The following is an 18,796-nucleotide window of genomic DNA, read 5'->3' on the forward strand; positions in this document are numbered from 1 at the left end:
CCTTTCCATGGTCGCCCAGACCTTGGTCAGCCCTTCTTGGCCAGCAGATCACGGATCTCGGTCAGCAGGGTCTGTTCAGGCGTGGGCGCAGGCGGCGCGGCGGGCGCCGGCTCGGCCGCGTCCTGGCGGCGGATCTCGTTGACCAGCTTGACCAGCAGGAAGACCACCGTGGCGACGATGAAGAACTGGATCACGGTGTTGATGAAGGCGCCGTACTGAATCGCCACCTTCTCGATCGCCTCGGTCGCCGGATCTTCGGGGCGCAGCACCCATTCCAGCTTCGAGAAATCCAGACCGCCGGTCAGCAGGCCGATCGGCGGCATGATCACCTGATCGACCAGGCTCTTGACGATGCCGTTGAAGGCCGCGCCGATGATCACGCCCACGGCCAGATCGATGACGTTGCCCCGCGCGATGAACTCGCGGAATTCCTTGACCACGCTCATGACAGAGCACTCCCCACACAAATCAGCGTGGGCGAAGCTGCGGGCGTTCGCGACCTGGGGTCAAGCCCAGGTCATGATTGTTGTTATTCGTCGCCGTCGGCGTTGAGGCGCGCGCGCAGTTCCTTACCGCTCTTGAAGAACGGCACGTGCTTGGCGCGGACATCCACGGCTTCGCCTGTGCGCGGGTTGCGGCCGGTGCGCGCCGGGCGCGAACGCACCGACAGGGCGCCGAAGCCGCGAAGCTCCACACGGCCGCCGTCTTCCAGGGCCCCGATCATGCGTTCCAGGATCACGCCGACGACGCGTTCGACATCCTTCTGCGTCAGGTGCGGATTTTCATTCGCGAGCCTGGCGATGAGTTCGGACTTGATCATCGAAATCCCCGGAACGCCCCTGGGAGGAGAAAGGCGCGAGCGGACCTTTGCCCAACGACGGCTGAGTCTTCAAGGGGTTGCATGAAATTCTCGAACGCGGTTCGGTTAATGCGTAGGGATGCGGACGATCACATCCCCTTCGGCGCGCGGACGATCTGAGGCTCTCCCGCCAGGCGCCTAAGCGTCTTGTTGGCCTCCTCGGCCTGACTGAACGGGAGCTCCCGCGCAAGGCTGCGGTTCGATTCCGAGAACCTCGCGACACCGTCCTTGATCACGGCGGTCTTCGAGACCTCGCGACTGGCCAGCACGCCCGTCCAGTTCGGCCCCTTCACGGAGAAGCCCTCGCCTTTGCCGGGAAGCACGATCTCGACAACGCCGGCCATATAGGTCGGAAAGGCGATCATGAAGGGCGCATCGCTGTTGGGGCCCGGCTCGCGGCGCGGAAAGGCCGACACCTTGCCCGAGCCCGAACCAGGAATATGGAACTCACGCACCCCCAGATCGTCGTTCATCTTCCAATCCAGGTCGGCCGTGCCGCCCAATGTGATCCTGGCTTCGCCGTTCGGGGAAACATCGAAGTCGATCTTTTCGATGTTCACCCAGCTCATCGTGGACGAGGTGCTTTGCTTCAGGCCGCGTTCGATATCGGCCCGCGGCGCGGTGCGCAGAGCGCGCGCAAAGCTCAGCGCCGCGTCGCCCCGGATCACCGTGGTCATGGTGATCGGCGCCGGCTTGTCGAGCCCACCCGAAGCATCGATCCGGATCAGGCCGTCGGTGTCCGGCTTGCCAAGCGGCGTCTGAACAATCTCCTCCAAGGCCGCGCCGTTGGCGCGCAATGGCAGGGCCCAACGGAAAGGCGGCGGCCGCAGGCCGTCGATGTCGCCCACGTCGCCCGAACGTGTGCCGTCCAGCCAATAGCTCCTGCCGGCGATACGGGCCCGAACCAGCACGTGGTTGAACAGCGCCGCCGACGGCAGTCGCTCCTCCAGCCCGTCGCCGCCGGTGGTGGAGACCAGCACGGGCTCGGCCTCGACCCCGAGTTCGCGTAGGACCGCCAGCAGCAGCACCGTCTTGCCCTTGCAGTCTCCGAAGCGACGGGCCCAGGTCTCGTTGGCCGAGGCGGGCTTGTAGCCGCCGTCGCCCATGCCAAGGAACAGATAGCGCGTCTTGTCCTCGACCAGTTGGAGCGCCTTGAACGCGCGGATCTTCGGGTCGGCGCTGGCCGCCGCGATCGCCGCGATCTCTGGCCGCAGCGACGAGTCCGCCGACAGTTCCGAGGCCTTGGCGTAGAGGGGGGCCATCAGGCGCGAGATGTCCGCCCAGCCGGTATAGGTCGTCGCCTCCAGAGCGCCCAGCCGCTGGAACCGCGCCGGCGCGCCGATCGGCGTCTTCGGCGGCTTGACGCTCGCGACGTCGACCATGAGCTCGTTGATCTTGCCGGTCTTGGAGAGCTTGGGCTGCGGGAAGCCGGGCGTCGTTCGCCAGGTCAGAGGCGTCCCGTCGGGCCACAGCAGGCGTACACGGAACCGACCGGCCACGCCGCTCCAGGCCATGTTCTCGAAGTCGTTGGTGCGGCCGTCCAGCAGCGCTTCCCTGTGCTCCTGGGTGTAAGACCAGTCGACCACGTCGCCGACCTGGAGGTCCTTGATCTGGATCGTCGCGCTCATCCGCCCGTCCAGCATGGCGCGCTCCAGGTTCTTCTCACGGCGCAGCACCAGTACGTCCTGGCCTTGCTTGAGAAGATCGATCCGCCGTCCATCGCGGATGATGGCGAGGGTATGGAGCGTGACCTTGTCGCGGACGGGGTCCCAGGTCACCGAGCGCGATCCGCCTTGCAGCCCCTCGGGCTTGAGCACCTTGACGACGCGACGAACGTAATAGGCCGAACCGGTGTTGTCGTGCTGGGACTGGTTGTCGTTCAACAGCAACTGGTTCGACGGCGCCTGGTCATCCTCGGGCGGGGCGGGAACCTCCGCCACCTGCACCCATCTGGCCGGCGGACCATAGCTGGGCTTCTCGTCGGCCCAAGCCGAGCCCGCCAAGACGGCGATGGAGCCCACGGCGACGGCCGCGCCTTGCAAACCCCGAAACCAAACGCCCCGCACGAACACCCCCACAAACTCAACCCTCGAGCGTTGTGGCAGAATCTCGCGCAAAAGAAAACGGCGGCTGGATCGCTCCAGCCGCCGCCAACTTCAACGTCTATGGAAGACGAAGCTTAGTCCTTCGAGGCCCGCTCGCGCAGGGCCGCGCCCAGGATGTCGCCCAGCGAAGCGCCGGAGTCCGACGAGCCGAACTGCTCGATGGCTTCCTTCTCTTCGGCCATTTCCAGCGACTTGATCGACAGCGAGACGCGGCGCGCGGCCTTGTCCACGTTGGTGATCTGGGCGTCGACGCGGTCACCCACGGCGAAGCGCTCCGGACGCTGCTCCTGACGATCGCGCGACAGATCCGACTTGCGGATGAAGGCGGTCATCGGGGCGTCGTCTTCACCGAAGCGGACTTCGATGCCGCCCGAGGTGACTTCCGTGACGGTGACGGTCACGGTCTGGTTCTTGCGGTAGGTGTCGCCCGACATCGGGTCGCCAGCCAGTTGCTTGATGCCCAGCGAGATGCGTTCCTTCTCGACGTCGACGTCGAGAACCTTCGCCTTGACCATGTCGCCCTTCTTGTAGCGGGCCATGGCTTCTTCGCCCGGGACGCTCCAGTCGATGTCCGACAGGTGCACCATGCCGTCGATGTCGTTGTCGAGGCCGACGAACAGACCGAATTCGGTCGCGTTCTTGACTTCGCCTTCGACCGACGAACCGACCGGGTGGGCTTCCAGGAAGGCCTCCCACGGGTTGGCCAGGGCTTGCTTCAGGCCCAGCGAGACGCGGCGCTTGGACGGATCGACGTCCAGGACCACGACGTCGACTTCCTGCGAGGTCGAGACGATCTTGCCGGGGTGGACGTTCTTCTTGGTCCACGACATTTCCGACACGTGCACCAGGCCTTCGACGCCGGCTTCCAGCTCCACGAAGGCGCCGTAGTCGGTGATGTTGGTGATGCGGCCGGTGAACTTGGCGCCGACCGGGTACTTGGCTTCAACGCCGTCCCACGGATCCGACTGCAGTTGCTTCATGCCGAGCGAGATGCGCTGGGTGTCCGGGTTGATCTTGACGATCTGGACCTTCACGGTGTCGCCCACGGCGAGCACTTGGCTCGGGTGGTTGACGCGCTTCCAGCTCATGTCGGTGACGTGCAGCAGGCCGTCGATACCGCCCAGGTCGACGAACGCACCGTAGTCGGTGATGTTCTTGACGACGCCTTCGCGGATTTCACCCTCTTGCAGCTGCGACACCAGTTCGGTGCGCTGCTCGGCGCGGGCTTCTTCCAGGATGGCGCGACGCGAGACGACGATGTTGCCGCGCGGACGGTCCATCTTCAGGATGGCGAAGGGCTGTTCCTTGCCCATCAGCGGGCCGACGTCGCGGACCGGACGGATATCGACTTGGCTGCCCGGCAGGAAGGCCGAGGCGCCGCCGAGGTCGACGGTGAAGCCGCCCTTCACGCGGCCGACGATCGCGCCCATGACGGGCTCGTTACGGGCGTAGACGCCTTCCAGACGGGTCCAGGCTTCTTCGCGCTTGGCCTTCTCGCGGCTGATGACCGCTTCGCCCATCGCGTTTTCGAGGCGTTCCAGGAAGACTTCGACGGTGTCGCCGGCCTTCACGGTGGCCTTGCCGTTCTCGTCGACGCCGAATTCCTTCAGCTGGACGCGGCCTTCGGTCTTCAGACCGACGTCGATGATGGCGAAGTCCTTTTCGATCCCGACGACCTTGCCCTTGACGACGGTGCCTTCCGCGAAGTCGCGGCCGCCCATGGAGTCGTTGAGGAGCGCTTCGAAATCGTCGCGCGTCGGGTTGAAGCTCATATCGTCAGCCATGCTGATCTTTAGTCTCGTAGGTTGGGGGAAGCCCTTGGATGAGCGCCGCCGGAAAGACGGTTCTCGGGATTCCGGATGAAGTGGGTTTGAAAGCGGGCCCGCGATGTTCTCGATCGCGGCGAGGCCGGCGGTGGATTTGCCCCTCCGGCTAGAGCCGGTGACGGGCGCGCGCGTCCTCGACGATACGGCGGGCCGCATCGAAGGCCTGCTCTATAGTCATTTCCGACGTGTCGAGCAAGACGGCGTCGGCCGCCTGGGTCATCGGCGCATCCTTACGGCCGCCGTCTCGAGCGTCGCGCTTGTGAATGTCGGCCAGAATATCCTCGAAGGCGACGTCCTCGCCCTGCCCCGTCAGCTGCTTCCAGCGGCGCTCGGCGCGCACCTCGGGGCGGGCGGTGACGTAGAGCTTGGCCGGGGCGTGCGGCGCGATCACCGTGCCGATGTCGCGGCCGTCGATGACCGAGCCCGGCTCGCGCGCGGCGAACGACTGCTGCAGGTCGAGCAGGGCCGCGCGGACCCCCGGATGCACCGCGCAACGGCTGGCGGCCTCGCCGGCGGCGCGGGTTCGCACCTCGGCCCGGTCCAGCGCCGATAGGTCAAGCGACCGCGCCACGGCCTCCGCCGCGATCGGATCGTCGAGATCGCCCGCGCCGTCCAGGATCGCGACGCCGACCGCGCGATAGAGCAGGCCGGTGTCCAGCAGCGGATAGCCGTAAAGCGCCGCCAGGCGCCCCGCGATCGTGCCCTTGCCAGACGCGGCCGGCCCGTCCACGGCGATCACGAAGGCCATGCTCAGGCCTCCGAGAGCGTCGCGCCGAGACCTCGCATCAGGTCGGCGAAGCCGGGGAAGCTGGTGGCGATCATGCCGGGCTCATCGACCGCGACCTCGCTCTGGGCGGCCATGCCCAGGATCAGGTGGCTCATGGCGATCCGGTGGTCGCCGTGGGTGTGGACCAGGCCGCCGCCCCGCACAGGGTGGTTGCCGCCCATGGTCCCGACCACGGTCATGCCCTCCGGCTCTTCCTCGACCGTGACGCCGCAGGCCTGAAGGCCCGCTGCAGTCAGGGCGATACGGTCGCTTTCCTTGACGCGCATCTCACCGATGCCGCGCATGACGGTCGGACCATCGGCGAAGGCGGCCGCCACGGCCAGGATCGGATACTCGTCAATCATCGCCGGCGCACGCTCGGGCGGCACGACCACGCCCTTGAGCTGCGAATAGCGGGCGGTGATGTCGCCGACCTCTTCCCCGCTGGCGACGCGGACGTTCGAGATGACGAGATCCGCGCCCATCTCCTGCAAGGTTGTGAACAGGCCGGTGCGCAGCTCGTTGAGCATCACCCCCTCGACCGTCACCGCCGAGCCGGGAACGATCAGGGCGGCGACCAACGGGAAGGCGGCGGACGACGGATCGCCGGGCACGGCCACATGGGTTCCAGCCAGCTTCTGGCCCTCGGGCAGGCGGATATGGCGGATGCTCTTCTCGCCCGCGACACGATCCTCGACGATCACCTCGGCGCCGAAGGCGCGCAGCATGCGCTCGGTGTGGTCGCGGGTGGCCTCGGGCTCGATCACCTCCACACCGCCTTCGGCGTGCAGGCCGGCCAGCAGGACGGCCGACTTCACCTGCGCCGAGGCCATGGGGAGGGTGTATTGCAGGCCGCGCAACGACCCGCCTTTCAAAGTCAGCGGCAGTCGCCCCTTGTCGCGGCCCAGCCAGGTCGCGCCCATGCGGGCCAGCGGGTCCAGCACGCGGCCCATGGGGCGGCCGCGCAACGACTGGTCCCCGGTGAAGGTGGCGCACATCGGAAAGCCCGCCGCAGCGCCCATGATCAGGCGCACGCCGGTGCCGGCGTTGCCGCAGTCGATGACGTCGGAGGGCTCCTCGAAGCCGCCCTTGCCCTCGATGCGCCAGCGACCCACGCCCTCGCGTTCGATCCGCGCGCCGAAGGCCTGCATGGCCCGGGCGGTGGCGAGAACGTCGTCGCCCTCCAGAAGACCCTCGACCGTCGTCGTCCCGGTCGCGAGCGCGCCCAGGATCATCGAACGGTGCGAAATGGACTTGTCTCCCGGAGCGCGCACGATCCCTCGCAGAGCGCCTCCGGGAGCGCTCTTCAATCCAGCCAGCGACATGCCGAAACCGGCTCCTTAGTATTTGGTGGTTTTCGCGAAGGGGTTTGCTTTTGACAGCGGGCTCTCGCCATGGCAAGTCACCCGCCGCTTTTCCCATCAGGATCAAAGGGTCGCCAACTTGGCCAATCCCGACTTGGGCGCAAAACAAATCTGCCCCAACTGCCAATCGAAGTTCTACGACCTCAACCGTCGTCCCGCCGTCTGCCCCAAGTGCGGTGAGCAGTTCGACCCGGAAGAAGCGCTGAAATCGCGCCGCGTCCGGGCTCGCGCCGTCACGCCGGACTATGACTCCGACGACGAGAAGGAAGTGGTCGCGCCCAAGGAGGTCGACGGTTACGAGGACGAAGTCGACGACACGCCGGAAATCGACGAGGCCGCCGAGGCCGACGTCGTCGAGACCGACGACGAAGACGTCGATCCGGGCGCGCCGACGCCGGCCGGCGGTGACGACCTAGGCGTCGACTTCGCCGAGGACGAGGACCTAGCCGAGGACGCTGACGACGTTCCGTTCCTGGAGGACGAGGACGATGACGACATTCTCGACGAGGAGATCGAAGGTCTCCCGGGCGAGGGTGACGACGACTGATCCAGCGGACAGCCGGCTTCGATCCTGTCGAAACCGGCTGTCCACAGGCGTTTTTGGGGCTGCGACATTTTTCTCGAAAAAAGTTCGAGAAGAGACTTGATCCCAAAAAAATCCCGGACTAGTTTCCGCGCCTCTTCGGGGGGCGACGCAAGTCTGAAACGCCGAAGAGACCAAGGATTTCCGAGAGTTACCGTTAGGTTTTCTCAGAAATATTTGGGGCTATAGCTCAGCTGGTAGAGCGCTTGAATGGCATTCAAGAGGTCAGCGGTTCGACTCCGCTTAGCTCCACCATCAAGGCCCGGACGGAAACGTCCGGGCCTTGCCCATTTTAGCGCCCCGCACATCCCCTCCTCTTGAACCGAGCGTTACCGCGCGCCATGTCTGGAGTCGTGTCGCGGCGATCGGCGCCGATCCTCGGGCCTGCCGCCGCGAACGAAGTCGCTTCAGCGAGGACTTCGCGATGACCCGGACGATCCTGTTCGACAGCCCCTTCCTGCTGGGCTTCGAGCATACCCGAGACCTGATCGAGCGCGCCGCCAAGGCCGCTGCGGAAAGCTACCCCCCGTACAATGTGGAACAGGCCGATCATGGCGGCGTGCGCATCACGCTGGCGGTGGCCGGCTTCGCGCCCGACCAGTTGCATGTGACCGTCGAGGGCGGGCAGCTGGTCGTCGCGGGCAAGCGCGAGAGCGCCGACGGCCGATCCGAGGCCGAGCGCGCCTTCCTGCATCGCGGGATCGCGGCGCGTGGCTTCGTGCGCACCTTCGTGCTCGCCGAGGGCATGGAGGTTACGGCCGCCACGCTGGAGCACGGCCTGCTGCACATCGACCTGGCCCGCCCGGCTCCCGAACGCCTGGTTAAGAAAATCCCGATCCGCAGCGCGGGCTGAAAACGCCGCGCGGAACCCGCCTTGGGCCGCGGCGGTCTGAACCGCGCGGAGTACAGCGCGTTCCCTCAACGAAGGAGGTGGTCTTATGACGCCCAACACCCAACATGGCCGGCCTTTCACAAGCGAGGCCTTCGCAGCCCTTGGCGCGCCGGAGCTTGTCTATGTCAGGCCCATCAAGGCCGCCGAAATTCTGGCCGACGCGCCTGAAGGCGTCGAGGACTTCAATCTGTCGCCCGATCAGACGCTCTACGCGGTGTGCCGCGCCGATGGCGCGCGTCTGGCGGTCATGATCGACCGCGATACGGCGATCGCCGCCGCGCTCGCTCACGAGCTGGCGCCGGTGTCCGTCCACTAAATCAGGAACGCCCTCAGGCGGCGGTGCTGGCCGGCAGGTCCGTGAGCAGGACGTGGATGGCGTCCGCCGAACGCGCCTGTCTCAGCGCCGACCGGAGTTCGGGCTGGCGCATCATCCGCGCGACCCGGGCCAGGGCGCGCAAGTGCTGGGCGTTGGCGTCGCGTGGGGCGAACAGGGCTACGAGAAGGTCGACGGGCTTGTCGTCGAGCGCGTCAAAGGCCACAGGCGTGTCCAGCCTCACCACGACCGCGCGCACCCGGTCCAGGCCCTCGACCCGGGCATGGGGAATGGCCACGCCCTCGCCGACGCCCGTCGAGCCGGCGGCTTCGCGCTCGACCAGTCCCTCGAGAACCGCTTCGGGATCGACGCCGAGCACCCGGCCGGCGATGTCCGCGACCATCGACAGGACCTGGCGCTTGCCGGGCGCGCTGGCGCGCAGCGCCACCGCTCCGGGTTCGAGAAGATCGCCAATGGTCATGGACTTCCAACGCTCGCTGTTTTCCGACCGCCTTGGCGCCGTCGACGGAAATCACCGACGGCGCCAAACCATGACACGGTCTGGTTAGCTCGCGGTTGACCCGTTTCCGTTCGACTTCGTGCGTTCGGGGTCGATCCAGCCGATATTCCCGTCTGGACGTCGATAGACCACGGAGATCCCCCCATGGGCGGCGTTCCTAAACACGATTGCCGGGTATCCGGTCAAGTCCAGTTCCATGACAGCCATGGAAACGGTCATCGTCTTCATCGCGGCCTGGGTTTCCGCAATGACCATCGCCGCGGGCGCGCCCGTCGGGTGGTCGTCTTCAACATCCCAGCCTTCGTCGATATCGTCGCCTTCAGGCGCCCGGAGGACGAACATCGCGGCGTTCTCGACCTTCTTGGCCGTCGCCGCCGCAGAGTGGCTCTTAAGTCGCCTCTTATAGCGCCTGATGCGCGTATCGATCTTGGCCAGGGCCGCGTCGAAGGCGGCGTGCGCGTCGCCGCCGGACCCGTGGCTGATAAGCTGCTGACCTGAAGCCAGCTTGACCGAGCAATCGACACGGAAGGCGTAGCCGTCCTTGCTGACTACGACCTCGGCGGCTCCGCCGCGATCGAAGTATTTGCCGATGCTTTGAGCGATTTCGTCGGAGACTCGCGCTCGCAGAGCCTCACCAACGTCGACATGCTTGCCGGAGACTTGGACTTGCATACCGATACAACGCGCCTGTCGCAGACGGGTGTCAAGCGGCGCTTTCGTGGCTTTTGAGCGACCTCAAATGAGCCCCGAAAATACCCCCAGAAGTTTGCGGACAGTCAGCACAACGACGTGGGCGCTGACGAACAGAAGCGCCCCGCTGCCCATAGCCATCAGATAACCCAGCAGGGCCAGGATTCCGTCGCGCTGGAGCAGCGCCAGGGCCAAAACGGCGACGGTGGCGCCAGGGGCCAGATTGCCCAACGGTATGGGCAGAACCAGCACCAGGGCCAGCAGGGTGCAGACCACGCCGATCGCGCGTTCGCCCAAGGGTGCGAACAAAGGCCGCAGCCTTGGCCGGGTGATCAACTCCATGCTCCGGACGATCGGGGCGAGGCGGCGGAAGAGGCCGCGCAGGTCGTCGCGCTTCAAAGGCTTTTCCATCAGGCCCCGCGGGAGCCACGGCGTGTCCGCGCCCATCGCGATCTGCGGGGCCAGGAACAGGATCGGCAGCGACAGAATGGTGGAAGACCCGGGCGGAAGCGGCAGGGTGTTCAGGAGACCGAACACCAGCAGCATCGCGCCGAACGCACGGCTATCGAACGCCGCCAGCATTTGTCCGACGGTCAGGGTGGGGCTGGCGTCCTCGCCAAAGCCCTCGATCACGTCCGCCAGGCTCTTTTCGCTCATCAAATCCTCTCGGCCCGCACGGGAACGCGCGGGAGACGAAAAAGAGGCGGGATCAGACCGCCTCTTTCATCAGGCGCCGCCGCTCCACCGAAGAGGGGATCCGCATGGCCTCGCGGTACTTGGCCACGGTCCGACGGGCGATGTCGACCCCGGCCGCCTTGAGAATCTCAACGATGCGATCGTCGGAGTGGACGTCGGCCTCGCACTTCTCGGCGTCCACCAGGCCCTTGATCTTGTGACGGACGCTGGCGGCCGAGTGGGCCTCGCCGCCTTCCGAGGACTGGATGGCGGAGGTGAAGAAGAACTTCAGCTCGAAGACGCCGCGCGGGGTGGCGATGTACTTGTTGGAGGTGACGCGGCTGACCGTGCTCTCGTGCATGCCGATCGCGTCGGCGACCGTCTTCAGGTTCAGGGGACGCAGGTGCTCGACGCCGAACGCTAAGAAACCGTCCTGCTGGCGCACGATCTCGCTGGCGACCTTCAGGATGGTCTTGGCGCGCTGGTCCAGGCTTTTCACCAGCCAGTTGGCCGAAGCCATGCAGTCGGCGACGAAGGTCTTCTCCTGATCGCTGCGCGCCCCCTTCGAGACGCGGGCGTGGTAGCGCTGGTCGACCAGCACGCGCGGCAGGGTGTCGGTGTTGAGCTCCACGTGCCACATGCCGCCCAGCCCCTCGCGGACCATGACGTCGGGCACCAGGGTCTCGGCCGGCTCGCTGTGGTAGGCCGCGCCCGGACGGGGATTGAGCGACCGGATCTCGGCGATCATGTCGCGCAGATCTTCATCGTCGACACCACAGATCCGGCGCAGACTCGCCAGATCCCGTTTGGCCAGCAGCTCAAGGTGATCGAGCATCGCGGCCATGGCCGGGTCGTAGCGGTTGAGATCCTTCAGCTGCAGCGCCAGACACTCGCGCACGTCGCGGGCGAAGACGCCGACCGGCTCAAAGCCCTGCAGAACCGCCAGGATCTCCTCGACAAGCGCCAGTTCGCAACCCAGGCGCTGAGCCAGCTCGGTGATGTCCAGGCGCAGGTAGCCGCCCTCGTCGACCGCGTCGATCAGGATCTCGGCCACCGCGTTGCGCGCCGGCGACAGCGCGGCCTGGACCAGCTGGGCGCGCAGGTGCGCAGCGAGGGTCGGTGTGTCGGTGAGGGCGCGTTCATAACCGTCGTCGCTCTCGAACGAACCGCCGCCGCCAGCGCGCGACCAGTCGATCTGGCCGCCCGCGTGCTCGGCTTCCGCGCCGTCGCCCGTAGCGCGTTCGCCGGGCGAGACGTCCTCGGACGGGGCGTCCATCTCGCGGCCGGCCGTGGTGTCGGCGACCGCGTCGACCTGGGTCAGGCTGGCGTCCTGCGGGGCTTCGACCTCGCCCGTCGGCTCGTGATCGCCCTCATCGCGTTGCAGGAGCGGATTGCGCTCCAGCTCCGCCTCGACGAAGGCGTCGAGTTCGATGTTCGACAGCTGCAGCAGCTTGATGGCCTGCTGCAGTTGCGGGGTGATGACGAGGCCCTGGCCCTGCCGGAGCTCTAGTCGGTGGCTGAGCGCCAATGCGCCCTCCTGACGTACGAAAAACTTCGAGCGCCATTGAAGAGCGGTTCTGGTTAACGGGTCGCCAACGCCTGCAATTATCGGGCCGGTGCGACCATCTGTGCCGAAAAGCGCTTAGGCCTTGCTAAACAAGACTTTAATCGCCGAGACGCGGCTCGGTGAAGCTCTCGCCCAGATAAACGCGCTTCACTTCCGGGTTTTCTACGATCTCGCGCGGCGAGCCTTCGAACAACACTTCGCCCGCATGGATGATCGACGCGCGGTCGATGATGTCGAGCGTCTCGCGGACGTTGTGGTCGGTGATCAAAATGCCGATACCCCGCCCCTTCAGATAGCCGATGACCTCGCGGATGTCGGCGATCGCTAAGGGGTCGATGCCGGCGAAGGGCTCGTCCAGCAGCATGAACGAGGGTTCGCTGGCGAGGGCGCGGGCGATTTCTACGCGGCGGCGCTCACCGCCCGAGAGGGCGACGGCCGGAGACTTGCGGATATGGGTGATCCGCAGCTCCTCGAGGATGCTCGTCACCTGCTCGCGGGCCTTGCGCGGGTCGCGCTCGCGCATTTCGACCACGGCCATGACGTTCTGTTCGACCGTCATGCCCCGGAAGATCGAGGCTTCCTGCGGCAGATAGCCGACGCCAAGCCGGGCGCGCTGGAACATCGGTTGGGCCGTGATGTTCTCGCCGTCCAGATAGATCGCGCCGTAGTCAGCGGCGATCAGGCCGGTGACCATGTAGAAGCAAGTCGTCTTGCCGGCGCCGTTGGGGCCCAGAAGACCCGCCACCTCGCCGCGCTTCAGGCGCAGGGACACGTTCTTGACGACCGGACGGTCGCCGAACGACTTGCCCACGGAATCGACGAACAGGCCGTCCATGTCGTTGGAGGTCAGGGTCATCCGTGATCCTAGCGCTGCTCGGCCGGCGCGTCGGACTTCGGGGCGTCGTCCTGATAGAACACCGCGCGCACGCGACGCTGGGCGCTGCGCCCGGTGCTCGTCGACTCCAGCTTGGCGTCGTTGGTCTTGGTGTTGACGGTCAGGCGATCGCCGCGGGCGACGTCCTTGCCCTTGACCACGATGACGTCCCCGGTGAGGACCGCCGTGTTGTTGCTGAACGTGTAGACGGCGCGATCGCCGCGAGCGTTCTGCTGGTCGCTGACGAGGTAGACGGTTCCCTCGGCCTCCATGCGCTCGGCGGAACCGCACGCATTGGCGTTCTCAGCCGTGGGGCGCTTGGCGTTGTAGATCGTCACCTTCTCGGCGCGCAGCCGCGACCGGTTCTGCAGGATCTCGACCCGCCCCGTGAAGATGATGAGGCACTTGCTGTTGATCGTTTCCTGATTGTCGGCGGAGACGTCCACCGGCGCGCTGGATCCGCCCTGCTGAGCAAAAGCCGCTCCGCCGGCGCCCACGCCAGACAGGATCAACGCGGTCATCGCCGCAGCCGTCCATCGCTTCATCAGAACCATGTCCTCATCCGTCGCGGTCCGCGTCCAAAGCGAACCCGCGCCATTTCTCTTTACTGCCGTTCGAACCGCGCGCGAACCCCGCCCCGGAAAACGATGCGATCGCCCTTGTCATATACGGAGTAGGCCTGGGATTGCACCTGTCCGCTGGGCCCTTCGCCGTTCATCAGGGTCTCGCCGGTCACGTCGCCCGTGCGGGTGTCGACGAACGACTCCTCCGAGGCGAAGCGATAGCCCGTTCCGTCATCGAGGCGCACATCGTCCTTGAGGTTCAGACCGAAGGTGTCCTGCCGATAGATCCCATGCTTGGCGGTCATCCGCGTCGGAGTCGGCGAGCCCGGGTCCAGCGTCAGCGCCGGCTCTTCCAGGATGATGCGACGCGGGTCGGCGTCGTCCCGGATCGCCGAACGCGCCGTGATCATGAAACTGCGGCCGTCCGTCGACTGTCCGTAGAACCTGGGCGTGATCAGTCGGATTTCGGTGCGGGCCTCGGCCGGGGCCCGGGCGGCGGCGGTATAGGTTCGCCACCCGACCTGGGCGGTCACCGCAACCAGCAGCACCCCGATCGCGGCCGGCAGAACGACACGCGCCGCCCGCACGCGGCGCGAGCGACGGCGCCAGCGCGCGAGGTCGGCGCTCATCGATCGTCCGGTCATGACCGCGGCGGTCTGCATCAGGTCCTCAGGTGTGAGCGAAGATGTCCATCTCCTCCCAGCCAGCCAGATCCAGCGAGGCGCGGTGGGGGAGATAGTCGAAGGCGTGTTGGGCCAGGGCCATACGGCCCTCGCGCTCGAGCATGGCGTTCAGCTTCAGGCGCAGCGCGTGCAGGTGCAGCACGTCGGAGGCGGCGTAGGCCACCTGGTCGGCGCTCAGCGACGGCGCGCCCCAGTCCGACGACTGCTGAGCCTTGGACAGCTCCACGCCCAAGAGTTCGCGCGTCACGTCCTTCAGGCCGTGGCGGTCGGTATAGGTGCGAGCCAGCTTGCTGGCGATCTTGGTGCAGTAGACGGGCGCGGTCACGACCCCCAGATGGAGTTCGAACATGGCGATATCAAAGCGTCCGAAGTGAAAAAGCTTCAGAATCTTCGGATTCGTCAGCAGCGCCTTGAGGTTCGGGCAGTCATAGGCCGGACGGTTCAGGCGCACGACGTGCGCGTCGCCGTCGCCGGCCGAGAGTTGCACCACGCAGAGCGGGTCGCGTCCCAGGCGCAGGCCCATGGTCTCCGAATCGATCGCGATGATCTCCGCGTCCGCGAAGACGCCGTCGGGCAGATCGCCCTCATGAACGAAATTGGCCAACTCTAAGACGTCTCCGGCGAAGTCTCGGCGCATCGACGCGCCGAACCACGCGCTCGATGTAAGCGCGCGACACTTATACTCACGATGAACGGATTAGCTATCCGCCGTACTACCGGCGCCACCCCGAGCTCCGCAATGAAGCCAGACAAGGGGTGGTGCCCAGGAGAGGACTCGAACCTCCACGACCTTTCGGTCACTGGCACCTGAAGCCAGCGCGTCTACCAATTCCGCCACCTGGGCCCGCTGTCGCAACCGGTGAGGTCGCCGCGAGGCCGGGACGTTTAGGGAAAGCCTCCGGCCGCGTCAACAGCGAAAAAACGACAAATCGTGATTTCGTTGCGAACCGGCGCGCGGTCGTCTAATTCCGGCCTCATCGCATGTACGAGGAATGATGATGCAAGGTCTGGTCACGGTGTTCGGCGGCTCCGGTTTCGTGGGCGGTCAGGTCGTGCGGGCGCTCGCCAAGGCGGGCCATCGCGTGCGGGTGGCCGTGCGCCAGCCCAACCTCGCCTACAAGATGCGCATGCTGGGCGACGTCGGTCAGATCGAGGTGGTCCAGGCCAATGTCCGCAACCCGGCCTCGGTGTCCCGCGCGCTGGACGGCGCCGAGGCCTGCGTGAACCTCGTCGGCGTGCTGTTCGAAAGCGGCCGCCAGAAGTTCCTTTCGGTCCACGCCATGGGCGCACGCAACGTCGCCGAAGCCGCCGCGAAGGCCGGCCTCAAACATCTGGTCCATGTCAGCGCGATCGGCGCCGACGTTAACAGCGCCGCCAAGTACGCCCGCTCCAAGGGCGAAGGCGAAGCCGCCGTGCGCGAGGCGTTCCCGAACGCCACCATCGTCCGCCCGTCGATCGTGTTCGGCCCCGAGGACGACTTCTTCAACCGCTTCGCCCAGATGGCTGCGCTGGCCCCGGTCATGCCGCTGGTCGGCGGCGAGACGCGCTTCCAGCCGGTATTCGTCGGCGATGTCGCGGCGGTGATCGCCAAGGCTGTCGCCAGCCCCGCCGCTGCGGGCGTGACGTATGAACTGGGCGGCCCGACCGTCTATACGATGCGGGAAATGCTCGACCTGATCCTGCTGGAGACCGGTCGCAACCGTCCGCTGATCCCCCTGCCCTGGCCGGTGGCGTCGTTGATCGGCTCGCTGGGCGACCTCGTTGCGGGCGTCATCCCGCCGCCGCTGACCTCAGACCAGGTCGAGATGCTCAAGAGCGACAACGTCGCCGAACAGGGCCTGCCGGGCCTCGCGGAAGTCGGCGTGATTCCCACGGCGGTCGAGGCCGTGGTCCCGAGCTACCTTTATCGCTACCGCAAGGGCGGCCAGTACGCCGAGACGCCGGCCGGCGCGTTCTGAGGCCGGACGCCGGATCGAAATCAAAAGGGCGGGCGCCGCGTGGCGCCCGCCCTTGTTGTTTGGATGTCAGGCCTGCTCAGCGGGCCAGGTTCAGCGCGATCAGCCCCCCGACGCCGACGACGATCCGCCACCAGGCGAACGGCGCGAAGCCGTGCCGGGTGATGAAGTCCAGCACTGTCCTGACCACGAACACGCCCGAGACCAGCGCCGCCACGAAGCCCAGGACGATCAGGCCCAGATCGTTCGTGCTCAGTTTGTCGATGTTCTTGTAGAGGTCATAGGCGAAGGCCCCTGCCATGGTCGGCATGGCCAGGAAGAAGCTGAACTCCGCAGCCGAACGCTTGTCGCACTTGAGCAGTAGCGCCCCCGCGATGGTCGCGCCCGACCGTGAGACGCCGGGAATCAGGGCGATGCACTGGAACAGGCCGATCAGGAAGGCCGTCTTCAGCGGATAGTCGGCCACATCGGTGTAGCGCGGCTCCAGCTTCATCCGATCCAGCCCCAGCAGGATCACGCCGCCGACGATCAGGGTGACGCAGATCAGGGTCGGGCTCTCGTACAGCACGGTCTTGATGTAGTCGTGGGCCAGCACACCGACCAACACCGCCGGCAGGAAGGCCAGCAGCACGCCCATGACGAAGCGGCGTGAGCTCGGATCCGTCGGCAGGGTGGTTACGAGACCCCACAAGCGCCCGAAGTAGACGCTGGTGATCGCCAGGATGGCGCCGAGTTGGATCAGGACCTGAAATGTGTTGCCCGGGCTGTGGAAGCCCAGGAAGTGGCCCGCCAGCAGCAGGTGCCCGGTCGAGGAGACCGGAATGAACTCCGTCAGACCCTCGATCAGGCCCAGTACGATCGCGATCAGCCAATCCGGCATGGACGCCCCCAGAAGTGACCGCTTCGGGGTGCGCCCGACTTGGTAAACTTCGCGTTAATCCACAAATTGGACCATTTCAGTCCCTAAATGAGATCGGTTCGCAATAGCATGGTCACGATCAGGGATATAATCGTCTACATTTTTGACGAAAGCATTCTTCTTCCACCAAAGAGTCCTTAAGAGGCCGGCCAGAGCAATTTTTCTCCCAATCCGGGGGCGAGGGAAGTCGCATGGCCGAGCGCATGCTGAAATTCACGACGGTGGCCCGCAAGACGCCTGAAAAGCGCGCGGCTGCTGAGCGTTCGGGCGATTTCCATGAGATCTACGCCGACTTCATCGACGCCAAGGCCACCGAACAGGCCTCGCGCTGCTCGCAATGCGGCGTGCCGTTCTGTCAGACGCACTGCCCGCTGCACAACAACATACCCGACTGGTTGCGGATGACCGCAGAGGGGCGCCTGGAGGAAGCCTACGCCCTTTCGCAGGCCACCAATTCCATGCCGGAGGTCTGCGGTCGGATTTGCCCGCAGGATCGTCTGTGCGAAGGCAATTGCGTCATCGAACAGTCGGGCCACGGCACCGTGACCATCGGCTCGGTCGAACGTTACCTGACCGACAAGGCCTGGGAGATGGGCTGGGTCAAGCCGCTGGTCGCCGGCCCCGCGCGCGGTCAGTCGGTCGGGGTGGTGGGGGCGGGTCCCGCCGGCCTCGCCGCCGCCGAGAAGCTGCGCGAAGCCGGCTATGACGTCACCGTCTATGACCGCCACGACCGGGCCGGCGGCTTGCTGATCTACGGCATCCCCGGCTTCAAGCTGGAGAAGGACGTCGTCGAACGCCGCACCCAGCGCCTGGCCGAGGGCGGGGTCGAGTTCAAGCTGGGCTTCGAGGTCGGCAAGCACGCCACGCTGGAAGACCTGCGCGCCCAGCACGACGCGGTTCTGATCGCCGTCGGCGTCTACGCCGCGCGCGACCTGACCGTCCCCGGAAGCGGCAGCACGGGCGTCGCGCCCGCGCTCGACTATCTGATCGCCTCCAACCGCCTGAACCTCGGTGACTCTGTTCCGGCCTTCGACTCCGGCGAACTGAACGCCGAGGGCAAGGACGTGGTCGTGGTCGGCGGCGGCGACACCGCCATGGACTGCGTGCGGACGGCCGTGCGCCAGGGCGCCAAGTCGGTCACCTGCCTCTATCGCCGGGACAAGGCCAACATGCCCGGCTCGATGCGCGAAGTCGCCAACGCCGAGGAAGAGGGCGTCACCTTCGAATGGCTGGCCGCCCCGCGCGCTCTGTCGGGCGAGGCCCAGGCCGTCACCGGCGTCCGCGCCATCCGCATGCGCCTGGGCGCTCCGGATGCGTCCGGTCGCCAGAGCCCTGAAGAGATCCCCGGCGGTGATTTCGATCGTCCGGCCCAGCTGGTCATCAAGGCTCTCGGCTTCGAGCCCGAAAACCTGCCGGAACTGTGGTCGGCGCCGGAGCTGAAAGTGACCCGCTGGGGCACCGTGAAGGCCGATGTCCGCAACCAGATGACCAATCTCGACGGCGTGTTCGCCGCCGGCGACATCGTGCGCGGCGCCTCGCTCGTCGTCTGGGCGATCAAGGACGGCCGCGACGCCGCCGACGCCATCCACCGCTACCTGCTGGCCAAGGCGTCCTCGACGCTGATCGCCGCCGAATAAGAGAG

Annotated in this window: 20 protein-coding genes and 2 tRNA genes; 6 read left to right on the top strand and 16 right to left on the bottom strand. The window is 66.3% G+C overall.

Annotation, left to right across the window (positions count from 1 at the left end):
- Window positions 1-26: 26 nt before the first annotated feature.
- The 6 genes from mscL to aroA form a co-directional block, all read right to left on the bottom strand.
- Window positions 27-446 (bottom strand): large-conductance mechanosensitive channel protein MscL, encoded by a 420-nt coding sequence (mscL, locus tag CSW63_RS22310; RefSeq protein WP_062096681.1) that lies wholly within the window; start codon window positions 444-446, stop codon window positions 27-29.
- An 83-nt stretch (window positions 447-529) separates the two neighbouring features.
- Window positions 530-820 (bottom strand): integration host factor subunit beta, encoded by a 291-nt coding sequence (locus CSW63_RS22315; protein ID WP_010921415.1) that lies wholly within the window; start codon window positions 818-820, stop codon window positions 530-532.
- Window positions 821-948: 128 nt separating this feature from the next.
- Window positions 949-2,925: a DUF3857 domain-containing protein gene (locus CSW63_RS22320; protein WP_062096775.1), complete on the bottom strand. Its 1,977-nt coding sequence runs from the start codon at window positions 2,923-2,925 to the stop codon at window positions 949-951.
- Window positions 2,926-3,038: 113 nt separating this feature from the next.
- Window positions 3,039-4,748 carry a 30S ribosomal protein S1 gene (rpsA, locus tag CSW63_RS22325; protein ID WP_062096684.1) on the bottom strand — a complete coding sequence of 570 codons (1,710 nt, stop codon included), beginning with the start codon at window positions 4,746-4,748 and terminating at the stop codon, window positions 3,039-3,041.
- Window positions 4,749-4,896: 148 nt separating this feature from the next.
- Window positions 4,897-5,538: a (d)CMP kinase gene (gene cmk / locus CSW63_RS22330; protein ID WP_062096686.1), complete on the bottom strand. Its 642-nt coding sequence runs from the start codon at window positions 5,536-5,538 to the stop codon at window positions 4,897-4,899.
- Between the two features lie 2 nt (window positions 5,539-5,540).
- Window positions 5,541-6,881: a 3-phosphoshikimate 1-carboxyvinyltransferase gene (aroA, locus tag CSW63_RS22335; protein WP_062096688.1), complete on the bottom strand. Its 1,341-nt coding sequence runs from the start codon at window positions 6,879-6,881 to the stop codon at window positions 5,541-5,543.
- Between the two features lie 118 nt (window positions 6,882-6,999).
- Between aroA and CSW63_RS22340 the strand changes: the two genes are divergently transcribed.
- The 4 genes from CSW63_RS22340 (at window position 7,000) to CSW63_RS22355 (ending at window position 8,711) form a co-directional block, all read left to right on the top strand.
- Window positions 7,000-7,467 carry a TIGR02300 family protein gene (locus CSW63_RS22340; protein WP_062096689.1) on the top strand — a complete coding sequence of 156 codons (468 nt, stop codon included), beginning with the start codon at window positions 7,000-7,002 and terminating at the stop codon, window positions 7,465-7,467.
- A 215-nt stretch (window positions 7,468-7,682) separates the two neighbouring features.
- Window positions 7,683-7,758, top strand: a tRNA-Ala gene (locus CSW63_RS22345).
- Between the two features lie 169 nt (window positions 7,759-7,927).
- Complete coding sequence (locus CSW63_RS22350) at window positions 7,928-8,356, top strand: Hsp20 family protein (RefSeq protein WP_062096691.1); 429 nt, start codon at window positions 7,928-7,930, stop codon at window positions 8,354-8,356.
- Between the two features lie 85 nt (window positions 8,357-8,441).
- Window positions 8,442-8,711, top strand: coding sequence for a DUF1150 family protein (locus CSW63_RS22355; protein ID WP_062096693.1), 270 nt, complete (start codon window positions 8,442-8,444; stop codon window positions 8,709-8,711).
- 13 nt (window positions 8,712-8,724) lie between these two features.
- Here the strand turns inward: CSW63_RS22355 and ptsN are convergent, their stop codons facing one another.
- The 9 genes from ptsN to CSW63_RS22400 form a co-directional block, all read right to left on the bottom strand.
- Window positions 8,725-9,189 carry a PTS IIA-like nitrogen regulatory protein PtsN gene (gene ptsN, locus CSW63_RS22360; RefSeq protein WP_062096695.1) on the bottom strand — a complete coding sequence of 155 codons (465 nt, stop codon included), beginning with the start codon at window positions 9,187-9,189 and terminating at the stop codon, window positions 8,725-8,727.
- 84 nt (window positions 9,190-9,273) lie between these two features.
- Window positions 9,274-9,900, bottom strand: a complete 627-nt coding sequence (hpf, locus tag CSW63_RS22365; protein ID WP_062096696.1) for a ribosome hibernation-promoting factor, HPF/YfiA family — start codon at window positions 9,898-9,900, stop codon at window positions 9,274-9,276.
- 63 nt (window positions 9,901-9,963) lie between these two features.
- Window positions 9,964-10,578: an exopolysaccharide biosynthesis protein gene (locus tag CSW63_RS22370; protein WP_062096698.1), complete on the bottom strand. Its 615-nt coding sequence runs from the start codon at window positions 10,576-10,578 to the stop codon at window positions 9,964-9,966.
- A 49-nt stretch (window positions 10,579-10,627) separates the two neighbouring features.
- Complete coding sequence (rpoN, locus tag CSW63_RS22375; protein WP_062096699.1) at window positions 10,628-12,121, bottom strand: RNA polymerase factor sigma-54; 1,494 nt, start codon at window positions 12,119-12,121, stop codon at window positions 10,628-10,630.
- Window positions 12,122-12,257: 136 nt separating this feature from the next.
- On the bottom strand, window positions 12,258-13,016 hold the full coding sequence (gene lptB, locus CSW63_RS22380; protein ID WP_062096701.1) for an LPS export ABC transporter ATP-binding protein: 759 nt from the start codon (window positions 13,014-13,016) through the stop codon (window positions 12,258-12,260).
- A gap of 8 nt (window positions 13,017-13,024) precedes the next feature.
- Window positions 13,025-13,579: an LptA/OstA family protein gene (locus CSW63_RS22385; protein ID WP_062096982.1), complete on the bottom strand. Its 555-nt coding sequence runs from the start codon at window positions 13,577-13,579 to the stop codon at window positions 13,025-13,027.
- Window positions 13,580-13,638: 59 nt separating this feature from the next.
- Window positions 13,639-14,259: an LPS export ABC transporter periplasmic protein LptC gene (gene lptC, locus CSW63_RS22390; RefSeq protein WP_062096703.1), complete on the bottom strand. Its 621-nt coding sequence runs from the start codon at window positions 14,257-14,259 to the stop codon at window positions 13,639-13,641.
- A gap of 7 nt (window positions 14,260-14,266) precedes the next feature.
- Window positions 14,267-14,884 carry a ribonuclease D gene (locus tag CSW63_RS22395; protein ID WP_062096705.1) on the bottom strand — a complete coding sequence of 206 codons (618 nt, stop codon included), beginning with the start codon at window positions 14,882-14,884 and terminating at the stop codon, window positions 14,267-14,269.
- Window positions 14,885-15,037: 153 nt separating this feature from the next.
- Window positions 15,038-15,124 (bottom strand) — tRNA-Leu (locus CSW63_RS22400).
- Between the two features lie 154 nt (window positions 15,125-15,278).
- Between CSW63_RS22400 and CSW63_RS22405 the strand changes: the two genes are divergently transcribed.
- Window positions 15,279-16,238 carry a complex I NDUFA9 subunit family protein gene (locus tag CSW63_RS22405; protein ID WP_062096707.1) on the top strand — a complete coding sequence of 320 codons (960 nt, stop codon included), beginning with the start codon at window positions 15,279-15,281 and terminating at the stop codon, window positions 16,236-16,238.
- A 76-nt stretch (window positions 16,239-16,314) separates the two neighbouring features.
- On the opposite strand, the gene CSW63_RS22410 is transcribed toward CSW63_RS22405, so the two are convergent.
- Window positions 16,315-17,115, bottom strand: a complete 801-nt coding sequence (locus CSW63_RS22410) for an undecaprenyl-diphosphate phosphatase (protein WP_062096708.1) — start codon at window positions 17,113-17,115, stop codon at window positions 16,315-16,317.
- A 230-nt stretch (window positions 17,116-17,345) separates the two neighbouring features.
- Between CSW63_RS22410 and CSW63_RS22415 the strand changes: the two genes are divergently transcribed.
- Window positions 17,346-18,791 carry an NAD(P)-dependent oxidoreductase gene (locus CSW63_RS22415; protein ID WP_062096710.1) on the top strand — a complete coding sequence of 482 codons (1,446 nt, stop codon included), beginning with the start codon at window positions 17,346-17,348 and terminating at the stop codon, window positions 18,789-18,791.
- Window positions 18,792-18,796: the final 5 nt, after the last annotated feature.

The organism is Caulobacter sp. FWC26 (assembly GCF_002742645.2).
Lineage (GTDB): Bacteria > Pseudomonadota > Alphaproteobacteria > Caulobacterales > Caulobacteraceae > Caulobacter.